Origin of the sequence: Pseudomonas sp. B22129 (genome assembly GCF_044218875.1) — a bacterium.
GTDB lineage: Bacteria > Pseudomonadota > Gammaproteobacteria > Pseudomonadales > Pseudomonadaceae > Aquipseudomonas.
This window is the reverse complement of sequence record NZ_CP162592.1, coordinates 3,010,245-3,036,865: the sequence shown is the minus strand read 5'-3', so window position 1 is coordinate 3,036,865 and position 26,621 is coordinate 3,010,245. Positions and strand designations below refer to the sequence as shown.

The 26,621-nt window shown below is 62.1% G+C and carries 25 protein-coding genes; 4 read left to right on the top strand and 21 right to left on the bottom strand.

The window, feature by feature from the left end:
- The first annotated feature begins 92 nt into the window (after window positions 1–92).
- A complete protein-coding gene (locus tag AB4P94_RS13980; RefSeq protein ID WP_395611006.1) occupies window positions 93–1,145 on the top strand; it encodes an NAD(P)-dependent alcohol dehydrogenase in 1,053 nt (350 codons plus the stop codon).
- Here the strand turns inward: AB4P94_RS13980 and AB4P94_RS13975 are convergent, their stop codons facing one another.
- The 8 genes from AB4P94_RS13975 to AB4P94_RS13940 form a co-directional block, all read right to left on the bottom strand.
- The gene (locus tag AB4P94_RS13975) at window positions 1,146–1,949 is read right to left on the bottom strand and encodes an IclR family transcriptional regulator (protein ID WP_395611005.1); all 804 of its coding nucleotides are present in this window, start codon (window positions 1,947–1,949) and stop codon (window positions 1,146–1,148) included. It abuts the gene before it with no gap.
- Between the two features lie 183 nt (window positions 1,950–2,132).
- Window positions 2,133–3,098: an L-arabinose ABC transporter permease AraH gene (araH, locus tag AB4P94_RS13970; protein WP_176997903.1), complete on the bottom strand. Its 966-nt coding sequence runs from the start codon at window positions 3,096–3,098 to the stop codon at window positions 2,133–2,135.
- A 19-nt stretch (window positions 3,099–3,117) separates the two neighbouring features.
- Window positions 3,118–4,617: an L-arabinose ABC transporter ATP-binding protein AraG gene (gene araG, locus AB4P94_RS13965; RefSeq protein WP_395611004.1), complete on the bottom strand. Its 1,500-nt coding sequence runs from the start codon at window positions 4,615–4,617 to the stop codon at window positions 3,118–3,120.
- Window positions 4,614–5,609 (bottom strand): substrate-binding domain-containing protein, encoded by a 996-nt coding sequence (locus tag AB4P94_RS13960; RefSeq protein WP_395611003.1) that lies wholly within the window; start codon window positions 5,607–5,609, stop codon window positions 4,614–4,616. Before AB4P94_RS13960 ends, araG begins: the two co-directional genes overlap by 4 nt.
- Before the next feature lie 20 nt (window positions 5,610–5,629).
- The gene (locus tag AB4P94_RS13955; protein WP_395611002.1) at window positions 5,630–6,451 is read right to left on the bottom strand and encodes an SDR family oxidoreductase; all 822 of its coding nucleotides are present in this window, start codon (window positions 6,449–6,451) and stop codon (window positions 5,630–5,632) included.
- 268 nt (window positions 6,452–6,719) lie between these two features.
- The gene (locus AB4P94_RS13950) at window positions 6,720–7,199 is read right to left on the bottom strand and encodes a GNAT family N-acetyltransferase (protein ID WP_395611001.1); all 480 of its coding nucleotides are present in this window, start codon (window positions 7,197–7,199) and stop codon (window positions 6,720–6,722) included.
- Between the two features lie 66 nt (window positions 7,200–7,265).
- Window positions 7,266–7,826: a 4'-phosphopantetheinyl transferase family protein gene (locus tag AB4P94_RS13945; protein WP_395611000.1), complete on the bottom strand. Its 561-nt coding sequence runs from the start codon at window positions 7,824–7,826 to the stop codon at window positions 7,266–7,268.
- Window positions 7,827–7,831: 5 nt separating this feature from the next.
- On the bottom strand, window positions 7,832–11,869 hold the full coding sequence (locus AB4P94_RS13940) for a Pls/PosA family non-ribosomal peptide synthetase (protein ID WP_395610999.1): 4,038 nt from the start codon (window positions 11,867–11,869) through the stop codon (window positions 7,832–7,834).
- 348 nt (window positions 11,870–12,217) lie between these two features.
- Here AB4P94_RS13940 and AB4P94_RS13935 point away from each other — a divergent pair, with 348 nt between their 5' ends.
- From AB4P94_RS13935 to AB4P94_RS13925, 3 genes are all read left to right on the top strand, one after another.
- Window positions 12,218–13,414, top strand: a complete 1,197-nt coding sequence (locus AB4P94_RS13935; RefSeq protein WP_395610998.1) for an MFS transporter — start codon at window positions 12,218–12,220, stop codon at window positions 13,412–13,414.
- Between the two features lie 85 nt (window positions 13,415–13,499).
- A complete protein-coding gene (locus AB4P94_RS13930) occupies window positions 13,500–13,835 on the top strand; it encodes a hypothetical protein (protein ID WP_395610997.1) in 336 nt (111 codons plus the stop codon).
- 51 nt (window positions 13,836–13,886) lie between these two features.
- The gene (locus AB4P94_RS13925; protein ID WP_395610996.1) at window positions 13,887–14,150 is read left to right on the top strand and encodes a hypothetical protein; all 264 of its coding nucleotides are present in this window, start codon (window positions 13,887–13,889) and stop codon (window positions 14,148–14,150) included.
- Window positions 14,151–14,292: 142 nt separating this feature from the next.
- Here the strand turns inward: AB4P94_RS13925 and AB4P94_RS13920 are convergent, their stop codons facing one another.
- The 13 genes from AB4P94_RS13920 to mltG all read right to left on the bottom strand — a co-directional run bounded on the left by AB4P94_RS13920 (window position 14,293) and on the right by mltG (window position 26,620).
- Window positions 14,293–15,021 (bottom strand): class I SAM-dependent methyltransferase, encoded by a 729-nt coding sequence (locus AB4P94_RS13920; RefSeq protein ID WP_395610995.1) that lies wholly within the window; start codon window positions 15,019–15,021, stop codon window positions 14,293–14,295.
- Between the two features lie 26 nt (window positions 15,022–15,047).
- The gene (locus AB4P94_RS13915; protein ID WP_395610994.1) at window positions 15,048–15,965 is read right to left on the bottom strand and encodes a PfkB family carbohydrate kinase; all 918 of its coding nucleotides are present in this window, start codon (window positions 15,963–15,965) and stop codon (window positions 15,048–15,050) included.
- Window positions 15,958–17,424 (bottom strand): purine-cytosine permease family protein, encoded by a 1,467-nt coding sequence (locus AB4P94_RS13910; protein WP_395610993.1) that lies wholly within the window; start codon window positions 17,422–17,424, stop codon window positions 15,958–15,960. The genes AB4P94_RS13915 and AB4P94_RS13910 overlap by 8 nt, the downstream gene beginning before the upstream one ends.
- 190 nt (window positions 17,425–17,614) lie before the next feature.
- Complete coding sequence (locus tag AB4P94_RS13905) at window positions 17,615–18,616, bottom strand: ADP-ribosylglycohydrolase family protein (protein WP_395610992.1); 1,002 nt, start codon at window positions 18,614–18,616, stop codon at window positions 17,615–17,617.
- Window positions 18,613–19,326 (bottom strand): GntR family transcriptional regulator, encoded by a 714-nt coding sequence (locus AB4P94_RS13900; RefSeq protein ID WP_395610991.1) that lies wholly within the window; start codon window positions 19,324–19,326, stop codon window positions 18,613–18,615. Before AB4P94_RS13900 ends, AB4P94_RS13905 begins: the two co-directional genes overlap by 4 nt.
- Before the next feature lie 70 nt (window positions 19,327–19,396).
- Complete coding sequence (locus AB4P94_RS13895; RefSeq protein ID WP_395610990.1) at window positions 19,397–19,948, bottom strand: DUF1285 domain-containing protein; 552 nt, start codon at window positions 19,946–19,948, stop codon at window positions 19,397–19,399.
- 15 nt (window positions 19,949–19,963) lie between these two features.
- Window positions 19,964–20,569 (bottom strand): DUF4823 domain-containing protein, encoded by a 606-nt coding sequence (locus AB4P94_RS13890; protein ID WP_083357207.1) that lies wholly within the window; start codon window positions 20,567–20,569, stop codon window positions 19,964–19,966.
- Between the two features lie 210 nt (window positions 20,570–20,779).
- Entirely contained in the window at window positions 20,780–21,748 is a 969-nt protein-coding gene (locus tag AB4P94_RS13885; RefSeq protein ID WP_177037535.1) for a GTP 3',8-cyclase MoaA, read from the bottom strand.
- Window positions 21,749–21,887: 139 nt separating this feature from the next.
- On the bottom strand, window positions 21,888–22,556 hold the full coding sequence (locus AB4P94_RS13880; protein ID WP_395610989.1) for a TetR/AcrR family transcriptional regulator: 669 nt from the start codon (window positions 22,554–22,556) through the stop codon (window positions 21,888–21,890).
- Between the two features lie 445 nt (window positions 22,557–23,001).
- Complete coding sequence (locus AB4P94_RS13875) at window positions 23,002–23,787, bottom strand: TatD family hydrolase (RefSeq protein WP_395610988.1); 786 nt, start codon at window positions 23,785–23,787, stop codon at window positions 23,002–23,004.
- A 62-nt stretch (window positions 23,788–23,849) separates the two neighbouring features.
- Window positions 23,850–24,839 carry a DNA polymerase III subunit delta' gene (locus tag AB4P94_RS13870; RefSeq protein WP_395610987.1) on the bottom strand — a complete coding sequence of 330 codons (990 nt, stop codon included), beginning with the start codon at window positions 24,837–24,839 and terminating at the stop codon, window positions 23,850–23,852.
- Window positions 24,832–25,464 carry a dTMP kinase gene (gene tmk / locus AB4P94_RS13865; protein ID WP_395610986.1) on the bottom strand — a complete coding sequence of 211 codons (633 nt, stop codon included), beginning with the start codon at window positions 25,462–25,464 and terminating at the stop codon, window positions 24,832–24,834. Before tmk ends, AB4P94_RS13870 begins: the two co-directional genes overlap by 8 nt.
- Before the next feature lie 19 nt (window positions 25,465–25,483).
- Window positions 25,484–26,620 carry an endolytic transglycosylase MltG gene (mltG, locus tag AB4P94_RS13860; RefSeq protein ID WP_395610985.1) on the bottom strand — a complete coding sequence of 379 codons (1,137 nt, stop codon included), beginning with the start codon at window positions 26,618–26,620 and terminating at the stop codon, window positions 25,484–25,486.
- Between the last annotated feature and the right edge of the window lies 1 nt (window position 26,621).

The window sequence follows — 26,621 nt, the reverse complement described above, 5'->3', positions numbered from 1 at the left end:
GCATGAGGTTCGGAGCAATCGCCATGTTCGCCCCCAGGGTCGGCGCGCAGAATGCGCCGCCTCCCCTGTGATTGCTTTGCGAGGTTTTTCCCATGTATACCGCCATCGGTTATGCCGCCCAGTCGGCCACCACTCCCCTCGCCCCCATGTCGTTTGAACGCCGCAGCCCGCGCGCCGATGACGTGGCCATCGAGATTCTCTACTGCGGCGTGTGCCATTCCGACATCCACCAGGCACGCAACGAATGGGGCATTGCCGTGTACCCGTTGATGCCGGGCCACGAAATCGTCGGCAAAGTCACCGCCGTCGGCGCCAGCGTCACCTCGCACAAAGTCGGCGACCTGGTCGGCGTGGGCTGCATGGTGGATTCGTGCCGCCACTGCGATGCCTGCCATGCAGACCTCGAGCAATACTGCCTCGAAGGCCCGACCATGACTTACGCCACCCCGGACCGGGTTGACGGCAGCAATACCATGGGCGGCTACTCCGACAGCATCGTGGTCAGCGAGCACTTTGTGGTGAAGATCCCGGCCACACTCGACCTGGCCAGCGCCGCGCCGATCCTGTGTGCCGGCGTCACCATGTACTCGCCGATCAAGCACTACGGCATCAAGGCTGGCGACAAGGTCGGTGTATTGGGCATGGGCGGCCTGGGCCATATGGGCATCAAGCTGGCCAAGGCGATTGGCGCCGAGGTCACCCTGTTCACCCGTTCCGCGAGCAAGGCCGAGGAAGGCCGTCGCCAAGGTGCGGATCACGTGATCGTGTCCACCGACGCCGAGCAAATGAAAGCCGCCGCCGGGCATTTCGACTTCTTGCTCGACACCATTCCGGTGCAGCACGACCTGAACCCCTACCTCGACGTGCTGCGCTTTGACGGTGTGCACATTCTGGTCGGCCTGATCGAGCCGGTCGACCCGCCGGTGAACGCCGCCAAGCTGATCATGGGCCGTAAAGTGCTGGCTGGCTCCTTGATCGGCGGTATTGCCGAAACCCAGGAAGTTCTGGATTTCTGCGCCGAGCACGGCATCAGCTGCGACATTGAAATGCTCGATATCCGCAACATCAACGAAGCCTACAGCCGCATGATCGCCGGTGATGTGAAGTACCGCTTTGTCATCGACATGGCGACCCTGAAGGCCTGATCAGGCCTTCGCGCCCAACTCCGCTGACAGCCGCGCTGCGACCTGTTTGATCACAGGGATCAGCTCGGCCATTTTTTCCAGCGGCATGTAGGGCACGGTACTGGCGATGCTGATGCCGGCGACAATGCGCCGGCCGGCATCGCGCACCGGTGCCGCCACACAACGGATCGACGGTTCGTTGTCTTCCAGATCGAACGCATAGCCCCCCGCCACATACTCGCGCATGCGCTGCTCGAACTGCGCCCAGGACTGCTCCGGGTGCTGCGGCCACTGCAGGCTTTTGCCGCCGGCCGGCAGGCTGACGTCGTACAGGCGCTGCCACTCCTCCACGGTATCATCCAGCAGCAAGGCCTTGCCGATGCCCGTGCGCGCCAGCGGCATGCGGTGGCCGACCCGCGAGCGCATTTCCGGGCCGTTGCGGCCGGGGTTCTTGTGCAGGTACAGCACGTCGTCGTATTCGCGAATGGCCAGGTGAATGGTGTCGCCGGTCAACGCCGAGAGTTCATCCAGATACGGAATGGCGAGGGTCACCAACGGCAGTTCTTCGCGCGCCTGGAAACCCAGCTCAATCAGCTTCGGCCCCAGCAGGTAACCGACTTGTGGCACCACGCGCAGGTAGCGTTCTTCCACCAGGCAACTGGCCAGGCGGTGAGTAGTGCTGCGAGTGGTGCCGATGCGCTTGGCGATCTCTTTCAAATCGCGCGCACCGCTTGCCACTGCTTGCACCACGCCCAGGCCACGCAACAGGGTCTGGGTGCCGGTGGGGGCGGCGTCTTTGGCGGGGAGCTGAGCGTTTTCCTGCATATCGGGCCTATAAGTGTAAAAGCAGCAGCATTATGGCAAATACCGCTCATCAAAACAGTGGAGATCCCCTGTGGGAGCTGGCTTGCCTGCGATGAGGGAGGATCAGCCAATAAATTTGCTGGCTGATACACCGCTATCGCAGGCAAGCCAGCTCCCACATTTAGATCTTCATAGGTTCGGGCTTCAACGCTGTTTCATACGGTCGATGATGACGGCCAGCAACAGGATCGAGCCACGAATCACATACTGGTAAAACGTGTCGATGTTCTTCAGGTTCATCGCGTTCTCGATGATCGCCAGAATCAGCACCCCCGCAATTACATGGCGGATCATGCCGATCCCGCCGCTCAATGAAACCCCACCCAGCACACAGGCCGAAATCACCGTCAGCTCAAACCCCTGCCCGATCATTGGCTGGCCCGAGGTCATGCGCGAGGCAAGAATCACCCCGGCCAACGCACCGATCAAGCCATGCACGGCAAAGATGATGATCTTGGTGCGATCAACGTTCACACCCGCCAGCAACGCTGCTTCCTGGTTACCGCCAATGGCCATGGTGTTGCGCCCGTAGGTGGTGTAGTTGAGCAGCCAACCGAAGAACACAAAGCACAGCACGGTGATGATGATCGGCACCGGCACGCCCATCAGTTGGCCGTTGCCGAACACAAAGAAGCCTTCGTCCATCACGCCGACAGCCTTGCCATTGGAAAAGATATAGGCCAGCCCGCGCACAATCTGCATGGTCGCCAGCGTCGCGATCAACGCGTTGATACGCAACTTCGCAATGACGATGCCGTTGATCAAACCCACCACCAGCCCCATGGCCAGCGCCGCCGACACGCCCAGCACCACGCTGTCGGTGTCGCGGATCACAATGCCCGCCACCACGCCGGCGCAGGCGATCACCGAGCCGACCGACAAGTCGAAATGCCCCGACGCCAGGCAGAACAACATGGTGCACGCGGCAATGCCCACCGTGGAAATCGCCAGGCCCAGGCCGCGCATGTTCAGCGGCGAGAGGAAGTTGTCGATGAACAGCGCGCTGAGCACAAAAATAGTCAACGCAGCGAGCAGCATCACCCAGTCATCGAGGAATTTGCGCTGGTTGAAACCGGGCCAGAAGCCCTTTGCCGTTTTTACCTGTGACATACCCATACCCTCGAATTCTTCAAGCCCGCGAACGCGGGAGAGCCAGTTGCAACAGCCGTGCTTCATCCGCCTGGTCGCGGTTCAATTCGCCGGTCAGGGCGCCTTCGCTCATCACCAGAATGCGGTCGGAAATACCCATCACTTCCATCAGGTCGCTGGACACCACGATCACCGCAATGCCGCTGGCGGCCAGGTTATGGATGATCTGGTAGATCTCCGACTTGGCGCCGATGTCGATGCCGCGCGTGGGCTCGTCGAGCAACAACACCTTCATCGGCATCGACAGCCAGCGCCCCAGGATCGCCTTCTGCTGGTTGCCACCGGACAGGTACATGATTTTCTGCTCGGCGTTCGGCGTTTTGACTTTCATCGCCTTGATCTGCCGGTCGGCGTTGTCCTTCTCCCAGCCGTCACGCACCAGCCAGCCAAAGGTGGCATGGGCGCCGCGCGCACTGATATTGATGTTCTCGGCGACGCTGGACAGCGGGATGATGCCTTCCTTTTTACGGTCCTCCGGGCACAGCAACACACCGGCGGCGATGGCATCGCGCGGCGAGCGCAGCGCCAGGTGTTCACCGCCGAGTTGCAGCTGTCCGGCGGTCGAACGCGTCAGCCCGCTGAGCAGCCGGAACAGCTCGGTGCGCCCTGCCCCCACCAGCCCGAACAGGCCGAGAATCTCGCCTTTGTGCACCTCAAGGCTGACCGCTTCACGCAGGCCCGGCCCGAGCAGCCCCTCGACTTTCAACGCCACGTCGCCCCGCTCACGCGGGCGGTAATCGTAGATGTCCTGAATATCGCGGCCGACCATGCACGTCACCAACTGATCGTGGGTCAGCGCGGCCATGTCCTCAAAGGTGCGTACGTAACGGCCGTCCTTGAACACCGTGACCGCGTTGCAGATACGGAACACCTCTTCCATGCGGTGCGACACGTACAGCACCACTTTGCCCTCGTCGCGCAGGCGCGTGATGATCGCCATCAGCCGGTCAATCTCCCGCGCCGACAGGCTGCTGGTCGGCTCGTCGAAGGCAATCACATGGGCGCCACGGGACAGCGCCTTGGCGATTTCCACCAGTTGGCGCTGGCCGAGCGAGAGGCGCCCAAGCTTTTCCCCCGGGTCGATTTCATCCGCCAGCCCTTTCAGGCACGCCAGCGCCTGCCGGCGCAATTGACTGCGGTTGACCACACCAAAACGCGTCGGCAAATGCCCGAGAAACAGGTTCTCGGCCACCGTCATTTCCGGCACCAGGTGCAGTTCCTGGTGGATCACCGCCACGCCGCTGGCGATGCTGTCGGCGGCGTTCTTGAAGGCCATGGTCTGCTCGCCGATCTGCAGCGTGCCGCTGCTCGGCTGATAGGCACCACCGAGGATTTTCAACAGCGTGGATTTGCCCGCGCCGTTCTCGCCCATCAGCGCGTGAACCTGGTGCGGCCGCGCTTCAAAGCTGATCTGCGCCAAGGCCTTGACCCCGGGAAACTCCTTGCCGATGCCGTTGAAACGCAGGGCCGCGCCGGTCATTTCCACAGACCGATTTTGCTCAACTCTTCCTTGAAGTTGGCGCGGGTGATCAGGGTCACGTTGTCCAGGGCGGTGAACTTGGCAGGCTCAGTGCCTTTGGTGACCCATTCGAACATTGCGCTGGCGGTTTTGTAGCCGGAAGCATCCGGGCTCAGCAGCATCGAACCGTAGAAGCCGGTGTCGGATTTTTTCAGTTCTTCAATCGCATCGGTGCCGTTGATGCCGACGCCGATCACATTGGCCGCCTTGAAGCCGGCACTTTCGGTGGCCCGCACGCCGCCCAGTACGGTGCTGTCGTTCATGCCGCCGATGATCAGGTTTTTCGCAGTACCCGGCAGTTTCACCAGCGCCGAGTTGGTCGAGTCCATGCTGCCCGGCACGTCGAGGGTTTTCTGTGCGCTGAACAGGATGTGGTCAGCCGGCAGGCCAGCGGCCTTGAGGCCTTCTACCGAACCGTCGGTGCGTTTCTTGCCGGTCTCCAGCTCGTCAAAAGTGTTGATGACGGCGTAGGTTTCTTTCCAGTCCCAGTTGCGATGCTTGGCTTCGGCGGCCATGGCTTCGCCTTGTTTCTGGCCGATCTTGTAGGCGTCCAGGCCGACGTAAGGCACGTCTTCCATGGGCTTGCCTTTGGCGTCGACGAAACGGTCATCCACTGCCAGTACTTTCAAGCCGTTGAGCTTGGCCTTGGCCATGATGGCCGGGCCGAGGGATACGTCTGGCGGGCAAATCACAAAGCCCTTGGCGCCGTTCGCGGCGAGGGTGTCGATGGCCGAAAGGGTCTTCTCGCCGTCAGGCACGGCGATCTTGATCACGGTGAAACCCTGGTCCTTGCCGGCTTTTTCGGCGAAGGCCCATTCGGTCTGGAACCAGGGTTCTTCGGCCTGCTTGACCAGGAAACCGATCTTCACTTCTTCGGCAGATGCAAAGCCGCTAAAGGCAACAGCCAGTGCCACAGCGCCTAGAGTCTTCTTGAACCTGTTTTTGACGAACATGAACCACCTCTCTTGTTGGATTAGTCGTGGTACATCACAGAACGCCCGCCATCGATCATCAGGCAGGTTGCATTGATAAAAGGGGCTTCGTCGGTAGCGAGGAACAACGCCGTCATCGCCACTTCAATCGGCTGGCCGATGCGCTTGGGCGGGTGCAGGTCGAAGGCGCGCTGGCGCTCGGCGTGGGGGTCGGGGAAACCGTTCCAGTAGTCGACGTTGAGCTGGGTTTCGATGTAGCCCGGCGCGATGGCATTCACCCGAATACCCTTGGGCGCGTATTCAATGCCCAGGGCGCGGGTCAGCCCGAGCAAGCCATGCTTGGCCACGGGATACGGAAAACAGCCGGGAATGATGTGGCTGGAATGGGTGGACGCAATGTTGATGATGTTGCCGATGCCCTGCTCGATCATGTGCGGCAGCACCGAGCGGCAACCGAACCAGGCACCGTCGAGGTCGATGGCGAAGCAGCGGCGCCAGTCTTCGTCGGTCATTTCCAGCGGGTCGCGGAACACATTGACCCCGGCGCAGTTGATCAACACGTCCACACGACCAAAGCGCTCAATGGCCACATTGACCAGCGCCTGCCATTGCTCTTTGGAGGTGATATCGACAGGTTGCGCGACAATCTCGGCACCGCGCTCGCGCCAATGGGCGGCGACTTTTTCGACTTTTTCGCCCTGGATATCGGCGATCACCAGGCGCGCCTGCTGGGCCTGGAAGCACGCGACAATTGCCTCGCCTATGCCTTGGGCGGCGCCGGTGATGATGACCACTTTGTTCTTCAGCCGCTCGCCGTAAGTCGGCTCGGGCACGGCGGGTAATGACAACGGTTGGGCCTGCATCGCTTCACCTGTTTTATTTTTGGTAGTGAGTGCTGATGCAGGCGACTATAAACCTATCATTTGAAATATCTCAATATATAAATTTGCATCCCATATATTGAACAAATCACAAAAAAAATGTGAGGGCTGGCTTGTGTGGGAGCTGGCTTGCCTGCGATGGCAGCGCCTCGGTATTTCAGTTGCACCGAGGTGATGCTATCGCAGCGGTGCGACGATTCGACAAGCCAGCTCCCACACAAGCCTGCTCCCACAGTGGGTATTGGGGGTTTCAGCCCTCAGCAAAATCGCGCAGCGCATCGCCTTCCATGCGATAGCGCACCCACTCCTCCTGCGGCTGGGCGCCGATGGACTTGTAGAAGGCAATCGCCGGTTCGTTCCAGTCCAGCACGCTCCACTCGAAACGCCCACAGCCGTTGTCGCAAGCGATCTTGGCCAGGTGGCGCAGCAACTTCTTGCCCGCACCGCCGCCGCGTTGCTCGGGGTTGATGTAGAGGTCTTCGAGGTACAGGCAGTTGCTGCCGAGCCAGGTTGAATAGCTGAAAAAGAACACTGCGAAACCGATCGGCAAACCGTCCCGCGAGCAGATCAGGCCGTGGGCGGTGGCGCCCTCGCTGAACAGGCTGCGCTCGATGTCCACCACGCTGGCAATCACTTCGTGCCGGGCCTTTTCGTACTCGGCCAGTTCGGTGATGAAGGTCAGGATCTGCGCAGCATCGCTGGGCACTGCGGGGCGAATCTCGATGGTCATGGGCGAGCCTTGGGCAATGTCAAAGCCCACATACTAAGGCGCTTTCATGACCGATTGCAGCGCAATTTACGCGCGCAGTGCCAAGGCGCCGACCCGCCCCGCCGGCAGGCCCACCTCAACGGTGCGGCAACCCCGCGCCACACGCGGCGACCATTCGCCCAGCGCCTGCCCCACGCACTTGAGCCGTGCCTCGCGCTCGCACCACGCACGGGTGAACAAGCGGGCACGCTGCGCCTGGGTCGCGGCGCACAACCGCGCCAGCACCTGCGGGCCCAGGTAATCACTGGCGACGCCGCGCCAATCAGGCGTGTCCTGCACGCCCATCACGTCGATGCCGACCGGGCCGTGCAGGTGCACGGCGGCCACCGAAAAATCGCCATCGTGGCTGATCGAAAGCCCGGCGTCCTCATGACCCGGCACACGAATCTGTGGGGGCTGGCCCGGCACCGAGTGGATGCCAATGCGCGCAGGCGGTACATCGAGCATCTGCTGCAAGGCCTGGCTCAGCGCCTGCCGCACTTGCGCGCGGGCCATGTCGCGCGTGCTGCCCGGCGCGTGTTGCACGCCGATCAGCAATACGCCTTCCTGTAAACGCGGGCGCGCCTGAGGCCACATCAATACTTGCATGCTGCTCAGCCTCGCGCCGGTGCCGCCGGGCAGCCGACCCAACTGCTCGACGCCGGAATGCATTCGCCTTTCATCACCAGAGTCAGCGGGCCGAGCCGCGCGCCATCGCCGACTTCGGCGCTGTACAGCACCGAACTGCGCGGCCCCATGTAGACCCGCTCGCCAATCAGCACCTGGTCGATTTTCATCACGCGGTCTTCAAACAAATGCGTCTGCGGGCAGGCACCGGCGTTCAATTCGCTGTGGTCGCCGATGGTCACGCAATCGAATTCAGTGATGTCGGTAGTGTCCATGTACACCCCGCGTCCGATCTTGCAGCCCAGGCCGCGAAAGGCCAACGGCAACCACGGCGTGCCGCGCAGGTAGCTCATGAAGTTGGGCGCGGCCATGCCTTCGTAGAGGCTGGTAATGCCTTCGGACAGCCATACAAACGGCGTCCACATCGCCTCGGAACGCTTGCGATAACGCCCCATCGCCAGCCACTTCAACGCCGCCACCAACAGATAGTTACCCAGGCTGTAGGCCAGGCCGATCAGCGCCAGGTAACCCAGCACCGCGCCCCAACGTTCCTCTTCGGCCACCGGCATCAAATCCATCATCACCGTGTAGCCCACGGCGATCACCGTGGCGTGGGGCAACACGATGCGCAGGCCCTCAATGGCGCCACGGGCCAGGCGACGCCACAGCGATGGCCGGAAGGTCAGGTGGTCGGGATAACCGCTGACCTGCTCGCGCGCCGGCAGGTTGATCGGCGGCGAGCCCAGCCAGGTGTCGCCGCTGGCAATTTCAGCATTAGCCGGCGCACGGGAATGCACGCCGATCAGCACGTTTTCGGGCAAGGTGGTGCCGTCGGGAATGTAGCTGCCGTTGCCGACAAAGCTGCGGTGCGAGACCACGGTCGGCTGAATACGCATCCACCCGCCATCCACCTGCTCATCGCCGAGCATCACGGCATCGGCGATAAAGGTTTCGTCGCCCAGGGTCAGCATGTCGGGGATCACACCCTGGGCCGTGGAAATTTCCGCATCACGGCCCACGCGCGCGCCCAGCAAGCGATACCAGAGCGGCGCATACACCGTGGCATACAGGCCCGACAGCACATTGAGGCTGGCTTCCTGGATATGGCTGACCAGCCATTTGCTGCAATACACGCGGCTGTGCACCGGGTAGCTGCCCGGTTTCAGGCGTGGCAGCACGGCCCAGCGCAGGCCGGCAGACACCAGCATCATCATCACGATCAATATCGCCGCTGCGGGCAATGCCAGGGCGAAGTAACGCAGCAGTTGCAGGCTCACGTGTTGCTCCTGCAGCCACGGCAGGATGTGCTGCTCGTCAAACCAGTCGATCAGGAAAAACGTCGGGAATACCGGCATGAAAAACAACGTGGCAATCAGCAGAATGCCCGCCACATAAAATGCGTTCTCCAGCGCCAGCTGCCCATGCCCGACCACCGGCCGAGGTGGCAGGCTGGCCGGGTCAAACGGGCCGACATCCACCGCCGGCGAGCCACTCCAGATACGTTCAGCCGGCACACTGCGCCCATCGGCCAAGGCCGATTGCCCTTGCAGGTGGCCGCTGCGGCCGACAGCGGTATTGCCTTCCAGAATCGTGTAGGAACCCAGGCAAGCGTTGTCATCAATCGAGACCCGGCCCAAGTGCAAGTGGCCGCGCTCGACCCGGGCGTTTTCCAGGCTCACGCCGTTGCCGATACTGACTTCATTGCCGATGTGCAGCAGGTCCGGCACGCGCACGCCCAGCGAGCCGATGTTCACTTCGCGCCCGACCCTGGCACCCAGTGCACGCAGCCACAGGCCGTACAAGGAGGAGCCGCTCAACAGATAGACCGGCGCCGACTCGACCATGCGCGAAGCCGCCCACCAACGAAAATAGGTGAAGCCCCACAGCGGATAGACGCCCGGCTTCAAACGCCCGGCGATCAGCCACTTGCCAGCGATGGCCAACACGAACTGCAACAGGGTCGCCAGCAGGAACACGCCAATCGACGCCAAGGTTGCCGTGGCCACCGAATCACCGGGGCTGCCAGTGAGGTAGTGGTAAGTAAAAAACGGCGCCAGCCACTGGCTCATGCGCAGGCACACCATGGCGGGCATCACGGCCGCCTGGGCCAGCCCGCAACGCCAGCGCGCCAAGGCTGACGGCGGTGTCCAGGCGGCTTCTTGCACCGCCGGTTGCGGCGCGGTTTGCAGCACCTCGGCGATGGCGCCGACGCGGCGCTGCTGGTAGATATCGCGCACGGTGATGTGGGTGAAACGCACATCCGCACGCAAGGCCGAGGCCAGGCGCGCAGCAAAGAAAGAATGGCCGCCCAGGTCGCAGAAGAAGTCCGCGTCACGCCGGATCGGCTGGCCGGGGAAGAGTTTTTCCAGGGCGCTGAACAGTACGCTTTCAGCGGGGTTTTCCGGCGTGTCCGACTCCAGGCTCGCGCCGCGGGTGTCCACACCCAGTGGCCGCGCCTTGAGGGCTTTGCGGTCGATCTTGCCGGAGGTCAGACGCGGCATGCTGTCGAGCAATTCAAAACGGCCGGGCACCATGTAAGAAGGCAACCGCGCCTGCAACGCCTTGCGCAACTGCGCGGGCAAACCCTCCATCGGCTGGCCGCCTTCGGGCACCAGATACGCAATCAATTGGTCCATGCCGCCATCATTGCGCAGCAGCACGGCGACGGTGCCGACGCCCGGCTGTTGGGCGAGCAAGGCTTCGATTTCACCCAACTCCACCCGAAACCCACGGATCTTTACCTGGTCATCCGCACGCCCCAGGCACACCACCTGGCCATCGGCATCAATGCGCGCCAGGTCGCCGGTGCGGTACAGGCGCTCGTCGTAGTAGCCGGTGGACCAGGGGTTTTCGATGAACTTTTCACGGGTCAGGTCGGGCCGTCCCAAATAGCCTTCGGCCAGGCCGGGGCCGATGATGCACAGCTCACCGGTCTGCCCGCGCGCCAGCAACGTGGGCGTGGCGCCGGGGGCCAGGTCGGCCTCGATCACCAGCAGGCCGTAGTTGGGCAACGGCGTGCCAATGGTCACTGGCGCGCCGGGTACCAGGCGCGCAAGGCTGGCCGACACGGTGGCTTCGGTGGGGCCATACGTGTTGAACATCTGCCGGCCGGGGCGGCTCCAGCGCTCGACCAACGACTCGGGGCACATCTCGCCGCCAAGGTTGATCAGGCGCAGGCCGGGCACGTCTTCGCTGAACAACGCCAGCAAGGTCGGCACCGCGTGCAGCACGCTGATGCGCTGTTGGGTGAGCATGCGCGGCAGGGCTTCGGGGTCGCCGGTGATGTCCTTGGGGCCGATCCACAGGGTGGCGCCCACCAGATAGGCGATCCAGATTTCTTCGAACGACATGTCGAAGGCGACTGAAAACCCTTGGTAAACCCGGTCGCTGGCCTGGACCCCGAGCACTGCGTTTTCACTGCGCAGGAAATGGCAGATGCTGCCCTGGGAAATCAGGATGCCCTTGGGTTTTCCGGTGGAGCCGGAGGTGTAGATGACGTAGGCCGGGTCTTCGGGGCTGGCATTCATACGGCGCTGCACCGGACCGTCCAATACAGCGAGCAATTGGCTTGCGCACCACGCGGTCAGCCCCGCATCACGCAGCGCCTGGGCGTTGTCATCGCCGCACACCACGCCAACGGCCTGGGCGTCGTCCATGCAAATCTGCAGGCGCTCCAGCGGGGTGTCGTGGTCCAACGGCAGCCAGGCGGCACCGGTTTTGGCGATGCCTGCCTGGGCCACCAACAGCTCCAGGCCGCGCGGCATCCACAACCCGACGATCTGCCCGGGGCGCACGCCCGCCTCGATCAAACGCGAGGCCACACAGCTGGCTTGCCGGTCCAGCTCGCCATAGGTGAGCTGGCGTTCGCCGTCGATCAACGCGACCTGCTGGGGCGCGCGTTGCACGGTGGCCTCCAGCAGGTCGGCCAGCACTTCATTACGCAACAATTCGGGCTGGAGGGGGCCGTACAACACCTCGCTGGGGCGGGTGATCACGGGGGCTTTCAGCAAGGTCACAGTAGTCATGGCGGCAGTGTTCGCTGTGTGGAGTCGTCCGGCTAAGGCGCCGTTTGTAATGCCGCGTGTCCACTTCGTATCGCACTCGATACATTTACAGGCGAACGGGGCCCTTCAGCTCTGACTTGAAAGCGACAGATACCGCATGACCCGGACAACGCATCAGGACTATCGCAAAGGTCAGCTGTACGGCGGTTGAACGAACGCGCTCGGCTTGACCGCTCGTCTGGAGGCCACGCACACAGGGGCTTTACTCCGCTGTGGGCTAACGCTTGGGCAGGTAACCGGGCAACAAACCCCAGGCGCAAGCGTGCTAAATATTGGCGCCATAAATCCAATTACCGCCAGGTCCACACCATGCCCACCGCGCCGAGGTTTTCCAGAAAGCTGTTTGTGCTGTTTTGCCTGGCCAGCTTTCTGCTGTCCTTGTCTTACGGCTCGACGTTTTTGTTGTCACTGCTGATACACACACGCGGCGGCAATGAACACGACGCCGGCAGCGTGATTTCCATGGCCATGCTGAGCACCTTTGTGGCGGTGCTGGTGTCTGGGCACCTGGCGGACTGGCTGGGGGCGGCGCGCTCGATTGCGTTACTCGGCCTTTTGCTCGCGGTGGCCTGCCTGGGCTTTGCGTGGGTGCCGGGGTTCGGCGAAGGCTTGATGCTGTTCGGCCTGGCACTCGGGCTCGGCTGGGGTGTGTTCTATACCTTGGGGCCGATCATCGTGGCCATGTTGGTGGAACCCCGGCACAGGGCCCGCCACTTCGCGCTGCTGTCGGGCAGCATGTTGAGCGGTATCGGCTCGGGCCCTCTGCTTGGGCGGGCGTCGAGTGCGCTGGGGCTGCCACTGACCACAGCCTTCTACATCGCCGCGGTGGCCAGCCTGGTCGGCGTGGTGATGTTCTGGCGCCTGGGCGTGCACCTCAAGGCACAGGCCGATGCACCGATGGCAAAAATTTCCTGGGCGGCGACCCGTCAGGTGCTGTCTTCCAAAGCGGCGTTCGCGATCCTGATGGTCGGCCTGGGCGGTTGCGTATTCGGTGGGTTGTCATCGTTCCAGACCAGCTACGCGGCGGCGCATTCGCTGGATTATTCGTTGTTCTTCCTGGGCTTTCTCAGCGCGGCGATCACCAGCCGCCTGTTGATTGCCGGCTTTGTCGTCAGGCGCGATGCGTATGGCGCGGCGTGTGTGTTGTCGGGGTTGATGCTGCTAGCCGTGGGGCTGTTTGCCTTTGGGGTGTCGGGCGGCTTCAGTTATGTGTTGGCGGCGGTGACCCTGGGCGTGGGTTATGGCCTGACGTATTCGGTGATCAACGGGCTGGTGGCCAATGAAGCCCCCGCCGGCACCACGTCTCAAGCCTTGCTGCTGTTCAGCCTGGCGTACTTTGTGGGTGTGTTCGGGTTTCCCCTGTTGGCGGGCAAGCTCATCGTTGACCACGGCCTGCCAACGCTGCTGGCGGTGGTGCTGGGGGTGGCGCTGCTCAACTGGCTGATCACGCTGCTGCGGCTGATCCATCGCCGGGGCAAGGCACACAAAATCTTACAGGTGGGCTGATACCGTTCGTCGCCATCAAGGCACGAACCGCAAAAGGGGGCGGACCAATAAAGGGTAAGGACATTAATCATATGGAGACACCCCCATGAAGAATTCCAAGTTTGCCGCCCTCGCCCTCACCGGCCTGCTGTCTGCCGCGTCCCTGAGCGCCTTTGCCGCGACCTCGTCGACCGGCAAGACTGACCCTGTCGGCAGCCCGCCCAGCCCTGCTACCCAGGAATCCCAGGATTCGATGGGTACCGGCCTCGACACCAACGGCGGCGCGGTCATCGACAACAAAGCCGGCTCCGACCCGCGCACCCAAGGCAACGACACCCAACGCCAGGCACCGGCTGCTGTCGGCAATGGAAAAATGGGGCCGAAAATCAATACGGGTGATGACTCCAATATCCCTGGCGCACCTAAACAGCCTGCGCCTTGATTCATCGCCTGCATGAATTACACCCGATCATTTCCCAGTGAAGAGGTAACGATGAACGTCGACAGAAACCTTGAGAAAGAAGTCCTCACCCGCCTGCTGCATGCCCACCCGAACGGCTTGGGCAAGGAGGTGCTGGATAACTACCGCGGTGAAAAGGTGGTCGCCAGTGTCTTGGCATTTCTCCAGGATCGCGGACTTATCAAGGACGGGCATGTGACCACCGACGATGCCGGTGAGTACTCGTTGAATTTGCCGATCAAGCTCACCGCGTCGGGCGTGGATGAGGCGCGCAAGCTGGAGGGTGAGGCGAGCTAAAGTCCTCACATACACCGCAAAACACTGTGGGAGCCGGGCTTGCCCGCGATGGCGGTGGATCAGTCTGTATGTTTGGTGACTGATACACCGCCATCGCGGGCAAGCCCGGCTCCCACATTTTTGATCTGTGTTGGATCAGCAATCAGCGGTGGGCTGATACCAGCAACATCATTGGCCGCTCCAGCTCTTCTGCCAGCGCCGGCCGGGCGATCAGGTCCGCTTCACTCGGCCCCCACTCTTGCACGTGACTCAACGTGAACCCCGCCTGAATCAACAGATTGAGCAACGTGCCCAGCGTGCGGTGCTGCTTGATCACGCCCTCTGCCAGCCAGTTGGTCACGCGTGGCCCTTCCAGTTGATAGCCATCCACCGGCCAGCTTTTGCGCCCTTGTTCATCAATCAACCAACCCGGATTGCGCGGCGCCATGAAGATCGGATGCTCGATGGAGAACACCAAACGGCCGCCCGGCACCAAGGCCTGATGGATGCGTTCAAACAGCCCTTTGAGATCGACGATGTAATGGAAAGCCAACGAGCTGTAGGCCAGATTGAAAGTGGCAGCAGGCAGATCGAGGTGTTCCAGGTCGGCCATGGCGTAGTGGATGGCAGGTGTGGAAGTCATCTCGGTGGCGCGTGCCAGCATCTTCTGCGACACGTCCAGCCCCAACACCCGGGCAGCGCCCTGCTCCTGCGCCCAACGGCTGAACCAGCCATAGCCGCAGCCCAGATCCACCACGTTCAAACCACGCATGGAGGGCAGCAAAGCCTGCAAGGCAGGCCACTCCGGCGCACCGGCAAGCCCTTCGACCGAGCGGCCCATTTTGCTGTAGCCCTCGAAGAAGGCCGGTGTGTCGTAGATGTTCTGGGTCATGGGGCTGCTCCGTGCTGAGTAGCCGCCTATTCTGCCAACAATGCGTCCACTTCGTCAGTGCCCGGCGACGTCGCCGGGCCCCAACGGGTGACCGCCAATGCCGCAGCGGCATTGGCCCTGCGCGCGGCTTGCGCAGGTTCCAGGCCGTCAGCCAAACCGGCGAGGAATACACCGGCATGGGCATCGCCTGCGCCATTGCTGTCCACTGCCTGCACCTTGAAGCCCGGTACATGTTCGACTTGGCCCTGCCGACTGACCCAACAGCCATTCGGGCCATCGCGCACGACCAGCAGGGTCTCGGCAGGCAGATGGCGATTGAGCTCGAGCAGTGCTTCGGCGAGCGTGCTGGCGCCGGTAAACGCCAGGGCTTCCGGGCCATTGCTGGTCCAGATATCGATGCGCGGCAGCAGCGCAACCATCAGCGCGGAGTCGGGTGCTTTGACCAGCGGCCCCGGGTCGAATACCACGCTGATTTCCCGTGGCAGCGCCAGCAGCCAGTCGAGCAGCGCTTGCGCCTTGCCCTCCAACAACAGGCTGTAGCCACTGACGTACACGTAGTCGTCGGCGCACGGCACCACGCTCGCCAAGTCTTCAGCGCTCAAGTCGCCTTCAGCGCCGATATGGGAAATGAACGTGCGCTCGGTGCTGGCCTCGGTCAGCGACACGCACAAACCGGTGTCCTCTCCCGCACTGGCCGCCTGGGCAATTTCTACGCCTTCGGCCTGCATCGCCGCGCGGGCCAAGTCGCCAAAACGCCCGTTGCCATGACGCCCGAGGTACACCACCGGCAAGCCATTGCGCCGGGCGGCGGCCATGACGTTAAAGCCACCACCGGCTTCGAAACTGGCGGATTTGGCCAGCACGTCGCCGCCGGTTGCAGGCAAGGTGTCGAGGGCCATGACCAGGTCGACGATGACCTGGCCCGTGTGCAGCAATCTAGACATTGTGTTGCTCTACCAAAGCCGGGCGACGGTCAGCCGCGCCGCCCAGTACCCCATAAATCCCGCCGGCCACCAGGAAGGTGACGATCCAGCCCAGGCCGTTGTGGCCCAGCCAGGAGTCGGACAACGGCCCGGCGAACCAGATGTTTTGCGCGGTGGTGCCAATGGTGGTGAAGCTGAACCCCAGCACAATCGCCACCGCCCAGGCGCCGAACGCACGCCACTCCACCCCCCCGCGATACCAGTAGGCGCTACTTGGGCTCACGTCCAGCAGGTCTTTGGGGCTGTAGTAATGACGGTGAATCAGGTCGACCACAAAGATCCCGACCCAGGCGGTGATGGGCACCGCCAGCAAGGAAATGAAGGTGATGAACGGGCCGTAGAAACTGTCGGCGATCAGCATGAAGTAGATCGAACCGGCGAAGATCGCCACGATGTCGACGATCACCGCGTGCACGCGCTTGACCTTCAAACCGAGGGTCAAGGTGGTGAGACCCGCCGAGTACACCGAGAGGTTGTTCGACAGCAGCAGCCCGCCAAACGCGGTGATCAGGTACGGCACCGCCATCCAGGTCGGCAGCATGTCGCGGATTGCGATGATCGGATCAGTGGCCGACGCGAGGTCATTGTTGCCCACCGACAGCAGGCCACCGAGGGTAATCAGCAGCACCAGCGGAATGCCCGCACCAAACGCGGCGGAGGCCACCAGGCGCACGGCCTTGACGCTGCGGTGCTGGTAGCGCGACATGTCCGCGCCGGCGTTGGCCCAGCCAATACCGGTACCGGCGGCCATGGTGCCGACGCCGATGATCATCGCGCTCAGCGGCGCGGGTGTGGCGTTGAATACGGCGCTCCAGTCGATGGTCGCGCAGAGAAAGCCGCCGACCAGGATGTTCAAGGCACCGAATACATAGGTGGCCCACTTCTGGATCACCAGCAAGGTCGCGTGACCGAGGCCGGAAACCGACAGGGTCAGCAACACAAAAATGGCGATGAAGATCAGCGTCAGGATCGGCGCGCTTTTCGCTTCGACCGGCGAGTGAAACAGGATCGAACACAACGACAGCAACACGAAGGCAGCGGTGGTGGTGTTGACGGTTTCCCAACCCAGGCGAGACATCAGCGACACGAGGGTCGGGCCGATATTGCCACGCACGCCGAAGATGGCACGGGACAGCGTCAGGCTCGGCGCGCGGCCACGGCGGCCGGCGATGGAGATGATGCCCACCACCGCGAAGGAACCGGCGGCGCCGAGGATTGCGACGATGATCGCCTGCCAGATGGCCAGGCCACGAAACGCAACCAGCGTCGCGCCGAGCGGCAAGCCGAGGATGCTGATATTCGCCGCGAACCATACCCAGAACAGTTGCAACGGATGGCCGTTGCACTCGCTTTCAGGAACCGGTTCGATGCCGCGTGTTTCCAATTGCCCGGCACTTTGGCCGGAAGAAGGGGTACTCATGGGGGTGCTCCTGATGCCTGTATTGTTGTGGTTGTGGCAGAGAATCAAAGCGTTAACCGGTCGTCCTGACTCAAACACGATTTACTGTGGGAGCTGGCTTGCCTGCGATAGCGGTTTTTCCGTCACTGATTGGCTAACAGGCCAACCGCTATCGCAGGCAAGCCAGCTCCCACATTTTGATCTGTGGCATTCAGCGCAATTCGAGCAGGCTCTGAACCAGCGGCTGCAAGTCCAAACCATTGACCTGCTTGACCTGCTCAATCAGCCCTTGGGGCCAGCACTGAAGGCCCAAACATGCGCCGAGCATGGCGCCCAGGATCGCGGCGATGGTGTCGGTGTCGCCGCCCAGGCTGGCAGCCAGGCACAGGGCTTCGAAAGCATTCATCTCGCCCACCGCCACTTGCTGCGCGAGGGCGAACGACACCACCACCGATTCCTGGGAAGCAACAGAGGTGCCGATCAACTCGTAGAGCAGGTCGGCAAACAGGGCTTTGTCGCCACTGCCGACGCTCAAGGTGCGCGCCCAACTGATTCGGGTGGAAATGCGCCCGCCGGCGATCCAGTGACCATGGCCTTCAGCCTGCTGGGCGATCTGGGTGCCGATGTTCAGCGCTTCACCCAAGTCCACCCCGTTGATGCCGGCCGAAACCACCGCTGCAACCGCAGCCGCACTGGAAATGCCGAGGCTGGTGTTATGCGTGACCTGGCAGGCCTGAATCACTGCCTGGATAAACTGCGCCGGGTCGCGGACGTCGGCCGAGATGCCCACCGGTGTGATACGCATCGCTGCGCCATTGGTGGTGCCATAACGCCCGGATTCTTCCGGGGTATGGCCGGCGAGGATCATGTCGATGGCACGTTTGGTCGATGGGCCGAGCAAATCCTGGGAGCCCTTGGCGCGCATCACCGCTTCCCAGTCGATCAGGCGCTGGGCGAGCACGGTGGGCTCGATCTTGCCTTGGCCTTCCACCAGCAACTCACCCACCAGAATCGCCTGTTCGGTGTCATCGGTGATTGATCCGGCGGGCATGTTTGGCGCAATCGGCTGGTCGGCGTCGGCATCTTCCAGGCCGGTGATGGCACCGAAGCGCGCCCTGACCTGCTCGCGGCTCAACGACTGGGTGGGCATGCCCAGGGCATCGCCCAACGCCAGGCCGTAGAACGCGCCGAGTGCGCGGGTTATCGGGGTCATTTTGAAGCTCCAAACTGCAGGTGCAGGCGAAAGTGCAGGGGGTCGAGCAAGCTTTCAACATGCTCCATGAAACGCTCGCGGCGGTCGTAGGTGGTGCGCGAGGCTTTGAGAAAAACCGTACCGGCGGGGCGCCCGAGCAGCTCGGCGTCCTCATCGCTGAGGGGTTCGGCGCCAATCCATTGATCGCCTTCGGCGCCGACGTAACCGTAGGCGGCCAGGGTGATGGTCAGGGAATTGTCGATCAGGCCCACTGTGGGCAGGCTTTCCAGGCCGCCGGAGGCCGGCATCAGCGAGCGTTCCAGGGACACGGCGATGCCGTCGGGGGTGCGCCGGCGGCGGTCGAGGGCGATAAATTGGTCGCTGCCGAAACGGCTGAGCAGGTCCGGGCGGGTGACCGCTTCCAGGCGCAGGATATCGGTGGTGACCCGTGCGCCCGTGTCGGCCAGGGCTTGAGCCCAGCCGCCGCGCTGGTCAAGCACCATGCCATCGAAGGTGACGATGGAGCCGACACCGCTTTGGGTGGCGATGTAGTTGCGCCGCTTGAGCTCAGCCAACGCTTCGCGCAGTGTGCCGCGGCTGACCGCAAACTCTTCGGCCAGTTGGTGCTCACCCGGCAACAGGAAACCGTCGGCCATCACCCCACCCTCGATACGGCGGATGAGCTCGTCGACGACGCGTTTTTTCTTATCAAACCGGACATGTCTAATCATGTACAAATTGATAACCGAAAGCGGCCATTTACAGCAAGCGAATTATTTCAGGGAGATGAAAAAACCGCGCTCAGGGTTCCAGGCCGATAGGGAAAAACGCCCCGCCACTCCACACGCCCAGCCAGTTCTGACCGTTGATCGGACGGCTCACCGCCAGCTCCACCAGTTGGTAGAACGCGTTGCGGTGTACGAGGGCTTCGAGGTTGGTACGCACGCGCAGATAAGGCGCGGGTTCCTGGGTGACGGGGTCGATCACAACACGCAGGGGGTGTTCGATACCCGCCTCGATTTGATCGTCCACATTGGTGGTAAAGCGCAGTACCTGGCTTTCGCCCTGCCCTTCAACGCTCAGAGTGACAGCCACGAATGGCGCGTCTTCGACGGTGATGCCGACCTTTTCTACAGGCGTTACCAGAAAGTACTCATCGCCATCGCGGCGGATGATGTTGGAGAACAGCTTGACCATCGGCTTACGTCCGATCGGCGTGCCCTGGTAAAACCAGGTGCCGTCACGGGCGATGCGCATGTCGATGTTGCCGCAAAAATCCGGGTTCCACAGGTGCACCGGCGCCGGCCCCTTGCCTTTGGGCAGTTGGGCCAACAGGTCGTTGGAATCGGTCATGGGGCTCTCCTTTGTTTACTGATCCCCCATGCCCAGCAGGCCGCGGGCGTACTGCGCCAAGGGGCGGGCAATCAGATCTTCTGGCTTGTTGTCGTGGAACGTCAGTAAACCGCCACGGCTGCGAATGCGTGCAGTATCAATCAAATACTGGGTGCTGGTCTCGATCAACATGATCTGGATCACGCCGCTGTCCAGGCCCACCCGGTCGAGGGCTTGCTGATCGGTCCATTCATCGGCATTGCCGATACGGTCATCGGCTGCCGCAAAGCGGCAATACAGCAGGTAGTGAGCACCGGCCGCGCGGGCTTCGGACATAGCTTGTTCAAGGCCTTCCGGCTTACGGGCACGGCGTACCATCGGGAAGTACTCGACGAAGCCGTTGAAGGCTTCTTCAGCCACGACGTTAGGTCGCGGATAAGCACTGCCCGGCGGCACGAAGGCGCCCTGGGCGATGAACACAAAGGAATCCGGCTGTATGCGGATCGACGCGGTGCGGCGGGTATCACTGTGGTCCAGCAACCCGGCGTCGCTCATCTGATAGCGGGTGCCTTCGGCCATATCGCTGACGGTCATGCAACCACTCAGCGTCAATGACGCCAGCAACAAAACCAGACTACGCATCCTAATCCTCCAGAAGCCGGTGACGGAAAACCGGCGAATGGGGCGTGAGATGCAGGTTCTGCGCCATTTAACGGCAACACAAATCAAATGTGGGAGCTGGCTTGCCTGCGATGCAGGCACTTCGGTGTATCAGTCACACCTGGTTGATGCTATCGCAGGCAAGCCAGCTCCCACACAAGCCCGCTCCCACAAGGAAATGCATCAGCCCAGTTAGCCGCCGATGATCTTCATGATCGTCGCGCCACCGGAGAAGGCCACTTCCTGCTTGTCGCCCAGGGCCTTCATCAACAGGCCTTGCAAAGCCGGCAGTGCCTGATGGCGCGGCTTGTCCAGCAGGTCACCGACATAGTGGCGGTTGCTCGAGGACAGGCAGCCATGCAACCAACCGGTCGACGACAGGCGCAGGCGCGAACAGGTACGGCAGAACGGCACGCTCTCGTTGGCAATCACGCCGAAGAAGCCCTTGCCCGGCACTTCGTAGCGCACCGCCGTAGCGTCCACGGGCGCATTGGCTTGGAGGTATTCGTGGTGTTCGCCGATCAAGCTCAGCAGTTGTTGCAGGCTGACAAATTGCTGCAGGAAGGCATTCGAATCCTTGGCCAGATGGCCCATGCGCATCAGTTCGATAAAGCGCAATTCGTAGCCACGCTCAAGGCAGTAGTCGAGCAGCGGCATCACCTGGTCCAGGTTCTGCCCGCGCAACGGCACCATGTTGACCTTGATCTTGATGCCGGCAGCGCGGGCCTGGTCCATGCCGTCGAGCACGGTGGCAAGGTCGCCGCCACGGGCGATGCTGCGGAAGGCGTCGGCGTCCAGGGTGTCGAGGGACACGTTGATGCGCTTGATGCCCGCGTCCACCAACAGCGGCAGTTTGCGCGCCAACAGTTGGCCGTTAGTGGTCAAACTGATGTCACTCAGGCCCATCTGCCCCACGGCGCCCATGAAGGCTTCCAGTTTGGGGCTGACCAGCGGCTCGCCGCCGGTGATGCGCAGGCGGTCGATGCCGGCCGCCTCAATCAGGTAAGCCACGCCACGGGCCATGGCTTCGGCCGAGAGTTCGTCCTGTGCAGCCACCAGCCGCTTGCCGTTAGGCACGCAGTAGGTACATGCGTAATTGCAGGCTGAGGTCAGGCTGATCCGCAAATTGCGAAAACGCCTGCCTTGACGATCAACGATCATGGATCACTCCGGCAGAGGATGATTCGGGCGCGCTAAAAACTGACCTATAAATCAACTTTTAGCAAGATCCTTGCCTGAGTATATTCCTGGGGCATCGCCCCTGGCAGTAAATCATTAGGCCATCACTGCGGCGAATGACTTAGGCTGCCGGGGTATCACTGCTCTTCGGCTCAGCGCTTGGCAGCTCGGAACTGTGCTTGCGCTTGTTGCCCATGCGCACACCGATGTCCATCAGGAACTGGAAGAAACCTTCCTGATCTTCCAGCACATTGCTCCAGAACGGCGAGTGGTACAACGCAACCGCGCCGTGCACCAACGCCCAAGCGGCGCAGTAGTGGAAATACGGCGGCACATCTTCCAGCTTGCCTTCGCTGATGCGGCCTTTGATCAGCAGTGTCAGGCGTTCGAAGTTGGAGGCGCGGATCTTGTGCAGCTCCTCGACCATCTCCGGCACCTGATGGCCCTTGACCACCTTCTCTTCGAGGCGGTCGAACAGGCGGTAGCGCTGCGGGTCACGCATGCGGAACTCGAAGTAGGCGCGGGACAGGGCTTCCTTGTCTTTATCGACATCGGCCGAATGCAGCAGCTCATTCAGGTCGCGCTCGTAGTCGAGCATCAGGCGCAGGTAGATCTCGGCCTTGGACTTGAAGTGCTTGTAGATCGTGCCTTTGCCGATACCCACGGCATCCGCAATCATCTCGACGGTAACGCTGTCTTCACCCTGTTCGAGGAACAGCTTGAGTGCGGTGTCGAGAATTTCCTGCTCACGGCGGCGAAACTCACGGACCTTACGGGGTTCTTTTTGCATGAGGAAGAGGTCTGCAGAGGTCAATGTGGGAGGGAATTCGCAGGGCCATTGATACGTGGCGATACGATTTACCAGGTGCGAGGGATTATCCCGACTGAACAGTCGTTGGGCAACGCCTATGTGAACCCGTTACGCACTTAACTTTCAGCACGCCAACGTTTTAAGCCCTCCCAGTCAGAAACAATACGCAATAACTTCACCCGTGCACCCGCTCAATGAGAACTCAAGCGAAGCGCGCGTATTCCAAATCTGTTTAAAAAACGACCAATCGCGACTGGACTGAATGGGATCATGATCAATACTTCAATAGTCGACGCGGCATCTCCCCCAAGTGACGCGTTGACCCGGGTACCGACGGACTGTGTGCCCTTGTTTTACTCCTAATGGTCTTAGCCCGGATTCACCCCCCAGAACCCGGGTTTTTTTTGCCTGCGATTTGGCAATCTCAGCCGGCAACGTGCGCCAGGGGAAACAAGCGCTTGAAGTTCTCGGTGGTCTGTTCGGCAAAACGCTCATACGACTCACCGCGCAGCATCGCCAGGTAATCCGCCACATCACGCACGTATTCCGGCAGGTTCGGCTTACCGCGGTGGGGGATGGGTGCCAGGTACGGCGAGTCGGTTTCGACCAGCAGGCGGTCGGCCGGCACTTGGCGCGCCACATCACGTAGCGCATCGGCGTTGCGGAAGGTGACGATGCCCGACAGGGAAATGTAGAAGCCCAGGTCCAGGGCGGCTTTGGCCATGTCCCAGTCTTCGGTGAAGCAATGCAGCACACCCGCCTGAGGCAGCGCGGCTTCGCGCAGTAAGGTCAGGGTGTCCGCGCGGGCGCCACGGGTGTGGACGATCACCGGTTTGCCGGTGTGCTGCGCAGCTTGCAGGTGCAGGCGGAACGAGGCCTGTTGCAGTTCGGCGGCTTCGGGCTCGTAGTGGTAGTCCAGGCCGGTTTCGCCAATCGCCACCACGCGCGGGTGGTTGAGTTCGCCCAACAACCAGTCCAGGGCAGGCGCCTCGCCGGGCTTCAAGTCCAGCGGGTGGATGCCCACCGAGCAATCCACATCGGCATAACGATCAGCCAGGGCTTTGACGTCGGCGGCGTTTTCGGCGCTGACGCCAATGCACAGAAAGTGCCCTACCCCACGCTGGCGCGCCGCTTGAAGGGCAGCGTCGAGGGAGCCGCCGTGCTGGGCGAGGTCAAGGCGATCGAGGTGGCAATGGGAATCTACGAGCATAGGGATTACAACTTGAGTCACGGGAAATGTCTGGCCGACGATACACCCGTCGGCCACGAAAATTAACGACGGCCGAGCAAACCGACCCACTGCACCAGCAGCGCTTCGAGCAACAGCACACGGTTGAGGTTGGCTTTGCCGAGTACTTTCTGGCGCTGGGCGAGGATCCAGTCCTGGATATTCAACACGTTGTCCTGGGCACTTTTTTGCGCCAGGTACTGCACGACCTTGCGCATATCCGGCAGGCCCAAGCCGTTTTCATCCTGGGTCAACTGGTAGCGCAGGATCAGGCTCGACCAGTCACAGAACCAGTCGAACAGCAGCAGCAAGGGAATATCCTTCCAGGCGCTTTCAGCCAGCTGCGTAGCGGACTGTTCCTGCTTGAGCAGCTTCTTCACGCCATCGACTACCAGCGCACGCTGTTCACGCACGCCTTGGGCTTGCAGCTTCACAGCCGCCAGTGGAGAGCCTGCGGCCAGGGTCAGCAACTCGACCCGTTCATCGGCGGAGCACTCGGGCAGCGCCTGCGCCAGCCATTGCAGGCTCGCTTCCTCACTCGGCAATGGGCAGGCCTGCTGCACGCAGCGGCTGCGAATGGTCGGCAACAAGCGGCTGGACTGGTGGCTGACCAGCAACAGCACCGTATCGCCCGACGGTTCTTCCAGACTCTTGAGCAAGGCGTTGGCGGCGTTGATGTTCATCGCCTCCACCGGCTCGATCAACACCACTTTGCGCCCGCCCATCTGCGCGGTCTGCACCACGAAGCTGACGAGGTCACGCACCTGGTCGACCTTGATCGCCTTGTCGGCTTCCTCGGGCTCCAGCAGGTAGTTATCCGGGTGGCTGCCGGCCTTGAGCAGCAGGCAGGATTTGCACTCGCCGCAGGCTTGCAGGTTGACCGGCCGCTGGCACAGCAGGCTCGCCATGAGGCGTTCGGCCAACGCACGTTTGCCGATACCGATCGGCCCGTGCAGCAAATAGGCGTGGGCGTGCTGGGCACGGCCGGCCAATTGCTGCCAGAGACCGTCCTGCCACGGATAGGCTTCAGCCACGGGCGCGCTCCAGAAGTGTGGGCAGCAGCGCATCGATGGCCTGTTGCACCTGGGCCAACGGCTGGGCGGCATCCAGCAGGGAGTAACGCCCGGGCTCGGCCTGGGCGAGTGCGAGGAATGCACTGCGTACCGCGTTGAAGAAGCCGTCGCCTTCCAGTTCGAAGCGATCCAGGCGGCCACGGGCACTGGCGCGGGCCATGCCGACTTCCACTGGCAGATCGAACAACAGGGTCAAATCGGGGCGCAGGTCACCCTGTACGAAGGTTTCCAGCGTGGCAATGCGCTCCACGGACAACCCACGGCCCCCACCCTGATAGGCGTAGGTTGAATCCGTAAAACGGTCGCAAATCACCACGGCACCGCGCGCCAGGGCCGGGCGGATGACTTCGGCCAGGTGTTGGGCACGGGCGGCGAACACCAGCAGGAGTTCGGTATCCGGGTTCATCTGCTCTTCGCCCGGCGCCAACAGCACTTCACGAATACGCTCGGCCAGCGGCGTGCCGCCAGGTTCACGGGTCAACACCACTTCGATACCTTCGGCACGCAGGCGCTCGGCCAGGTAATCGCGGTTGGTGCTTTTGCCGGCACCTTCCGGGCCTTCCAGGGTGATAAACAAGCCAGTCACAGGCAGTCCTTAGTCAGAGTCATTGCGGGCTTTGCGGCGCGGCGGTGTCCGGCGCGGGCTCGATTGCAGGCTTTTCAACAGGTGCATCAGCCGGTGGCGCAGCGTCTTGCGGCGGTTTTACCACCGGCGCCGGGCTGGAACGGTAATCGGCACGGCGCTTGAGCTGGAACTCACGCACGGCGGCATTATGTGCATCCAGGTCATCGGAGAAAATATGGCTGCCGTCGCCACGGGCGACGAAATACAGGCTGCTGCCCGGCACCGGGTTCAGCGCGGCATGGATGGCTTCGCGGCCAACCATCGCAATGGGCGTGGGCGGCAAGCCGGCGACCATGTAGGTGTTGTAAGGGTTGGCTTCCTTGAGGTGCGCGCGGGTCAACTTGCCGTTATAGCGCTCACCCAGGCCATAGATGACGGTCGGGTCCGTTTGCAGCAGCATGCCGATTTTCATGCGGCGCACGAACACGCCGGCAATCTGCCCACGCTCTTCGGGTACACCGGTTTCCTTCTCGACCAGCGAAGCCATGATCAGCGCTTGATAAGGGTCGGTGTACGGCGCATCGGCGGCGCGTTTGCTCCACTCCTGAGCGAGTACATCATCGAGGCGGTTGTAGGCTTTTTTCAGGAAATCGACGTCGGTCATGCCTCGCACGAAGCGGTACGTGTCGGGGAAGAAGCGCCCCTCGGGAAACACGCCGGGGTGGCCCAGCTTATCCATCACGTCGCTGTCGCTGAGGCCGGACAGGGTCTGCACGATCTTCTCGTGCTTGGCCAAGGCCGAACGCACCTGGCGGAAATTCCAGCCTTCCACCAGGGTCAGGCTGTATTGCACCACTTCACCGCGCTGCCACAGGCCGATCAGGCCTTCAGCGGTCAGGCCCGGGGTCATGCGGTATTCGCCGCTGTGCAGCGGCTGGCCATCGAGGTTGAAGCGCCAGTACAGGCGCAACCAAAAGGCATCATCGAGTACGCCTTCACTTTCAAGGCGGTTGAAGGTGCCCGTCGGTGTGGCCCCGGCAGGCACGTCGAGTAATTGTTCCTGAGCCAGATTCAAGGGCTGCTTCAAGGCAGAGTCGAGCTTCCAGGCCGAGAAGCCCAGCAGCAAGCCTGCCGAGACCAGACCGATCTGCAGCAGTAAAACCAGTTTTCGTATCAAC

Bases quoted from the DNA above. Each gene is read 5' to 3' on its own strand.
- AB4P94_RS13910 (WP_395610993.1), bottom strand. From the start codon at position 17,424: ATGAGTACCCCTTCTTCCGGCCAAAGTGCCGGGCAATTGGAAACACGC.
- AB4P94_RS13950 (WP_395611001.1), bottom strand. From the start codon at position 7,199: ATGACCATCGAGATTCGCCCCGCAGTGCCCAGCGATGCTGCGCAGATC.
- AB4P94_RS13880 (WP_395610989.1), bottom strand. From the start codon at position 22,556: ATGCAAAAAGAACCCCGTAAGGTCCGTGAGTTTCGCCGCCGTGAGCAG.
- AB4P94_RS13975 (WP_395611005.1), bottom strand. From the start codon at position 1,949: ATGCAGGAAAACGCTCAGCTCCCCGCCAAAGACGCCGCCCCCACCGGC.
- AB4P94_RS13885 (WP_177037535.1), bottom strand. From the start codon at position 21,748: ATGATCGTTGATCGTCAAGGCAGGCGTTTTCGCAATTTGCGGATCAGC.
- AB4P94_RS13925 (WP_395610996.1), top strand. From the start codon at position 13,887: ATGAACGTCGACAGAAACCTTGAGAAAGAAGTCCTCACCCGCCTGCTG.
- AB4P94_RS13905 (WP_395610992.1), bottom strand. From the start codon at position 18,616: ATGACCCCGATAACCCGCGCACTCGGCGCGTTCTACGGCCTGGCGTTG.
- AB4P94_RS13980 (WP_395611006.1), top strand. From the start codon at position 93: ATGTATACCGCCATCGGTTATGCCGCCCAGTCGGCCACCACTCCCCTC.
- AB4P94_RS13895 (WP_395610990.1), bottom strand. From the start codon at position 19,948: ATGACCGATTCCAACGACCTGTTGGCCCAACTGCCCAAAGGCAAGGGG.
- AB4P94_RS13945 (WP_395611000.1), bottom strand. From the start codon at position 7,826: ATGCAAGTATTGATGTGGCCTCAGGCGCGCCCGCGTTTACAGGAAGGC.
- AB4P94_RS13875 (WP_395610988.1), bottom strand. From the start codon at position 23,787: ATGCTCGTAGATTCCCATTGCCACCTCGATCGCCTTGACCTCGCCCAG.
- AB4P94_RS13920 (WP_395610995.1), bottom strand. From the start codon at position 15,021: ATGACCCAGAACATCTACGACACACCGGCCTTCTTCGAGGGCTACAGC.
- AB4P94_RS13930 (WP_395610997.1), top strand. From the start codon at position 13,500: ATGAAGAATTCCAAGTTTGCCGCCCTCGCCCTCACCGGCCTGCTGTCT.
- araH (WP_176997903.1), bottom strand. From the start codon at position 3,098: ATGTCACAGGTAAAAACGGCAAAGGGCTTCTGGCCCGGTTTCAACCAG.
- AB4P94_RS13955 (WP_395611002.1), bottom strand. From the start codon at position 6,451: ATGCAGGCCCAACCGTTGTCATTACCCGCCGTGCCCGAGCCGACTTAC.
- AB4P94_RS13900 (WP_395610991.1), bottom strand. From the start codon at position 19,326: ATGATTAGACATGTCCGGTTTGATAAGAAAAAACGCGTCGTCGACGAG.
- araG (WP_395611004.1), bottom strand. From the start codon at position 4,617: ATGACCGGCGCGGCCCTGCGTTTCAACGGCATCGGCAAGGAGTTTCCC.
- AB4P94_RS13935 (WP_395610998.1), top strand. From the start codon at position 12,218: ATGCCCACCGCGCCGAGGTTTTCCAGAAAGCTGTTTGTGCTGTTTTGC.
- AB4P94_RS13940 (WP_395610999.1), bottom strand. From the start codon at position 11,869: ATGACTACTGTGACCTTGCTGAAAGCCCCCGTGATCACCCGCCCCAGC.
- AB4P94_RS13915 (WP_395610994.1), bottom strand. From the start codon at position 15,965: ATGTCTAGATTGCTGCACACGGGCCAGGTCATCGTCGACCTGGTCATG.
- AB4P94_RS13890 (WP_083357207.1), bottom strand. From the start codon at position 20,569: ATGCGTAGTCTGGTTTTGTTGCTGGCGTCATTGACGCTGAGTGGTTGC.
- AB4P94_RS13960 (WP_395611003.1), bottom strand. From the start codon at position 5,609: ATGTTCGTCAAAAACAGGTTCAAGAAGACTCTAGGCGCTGTGGCACTG.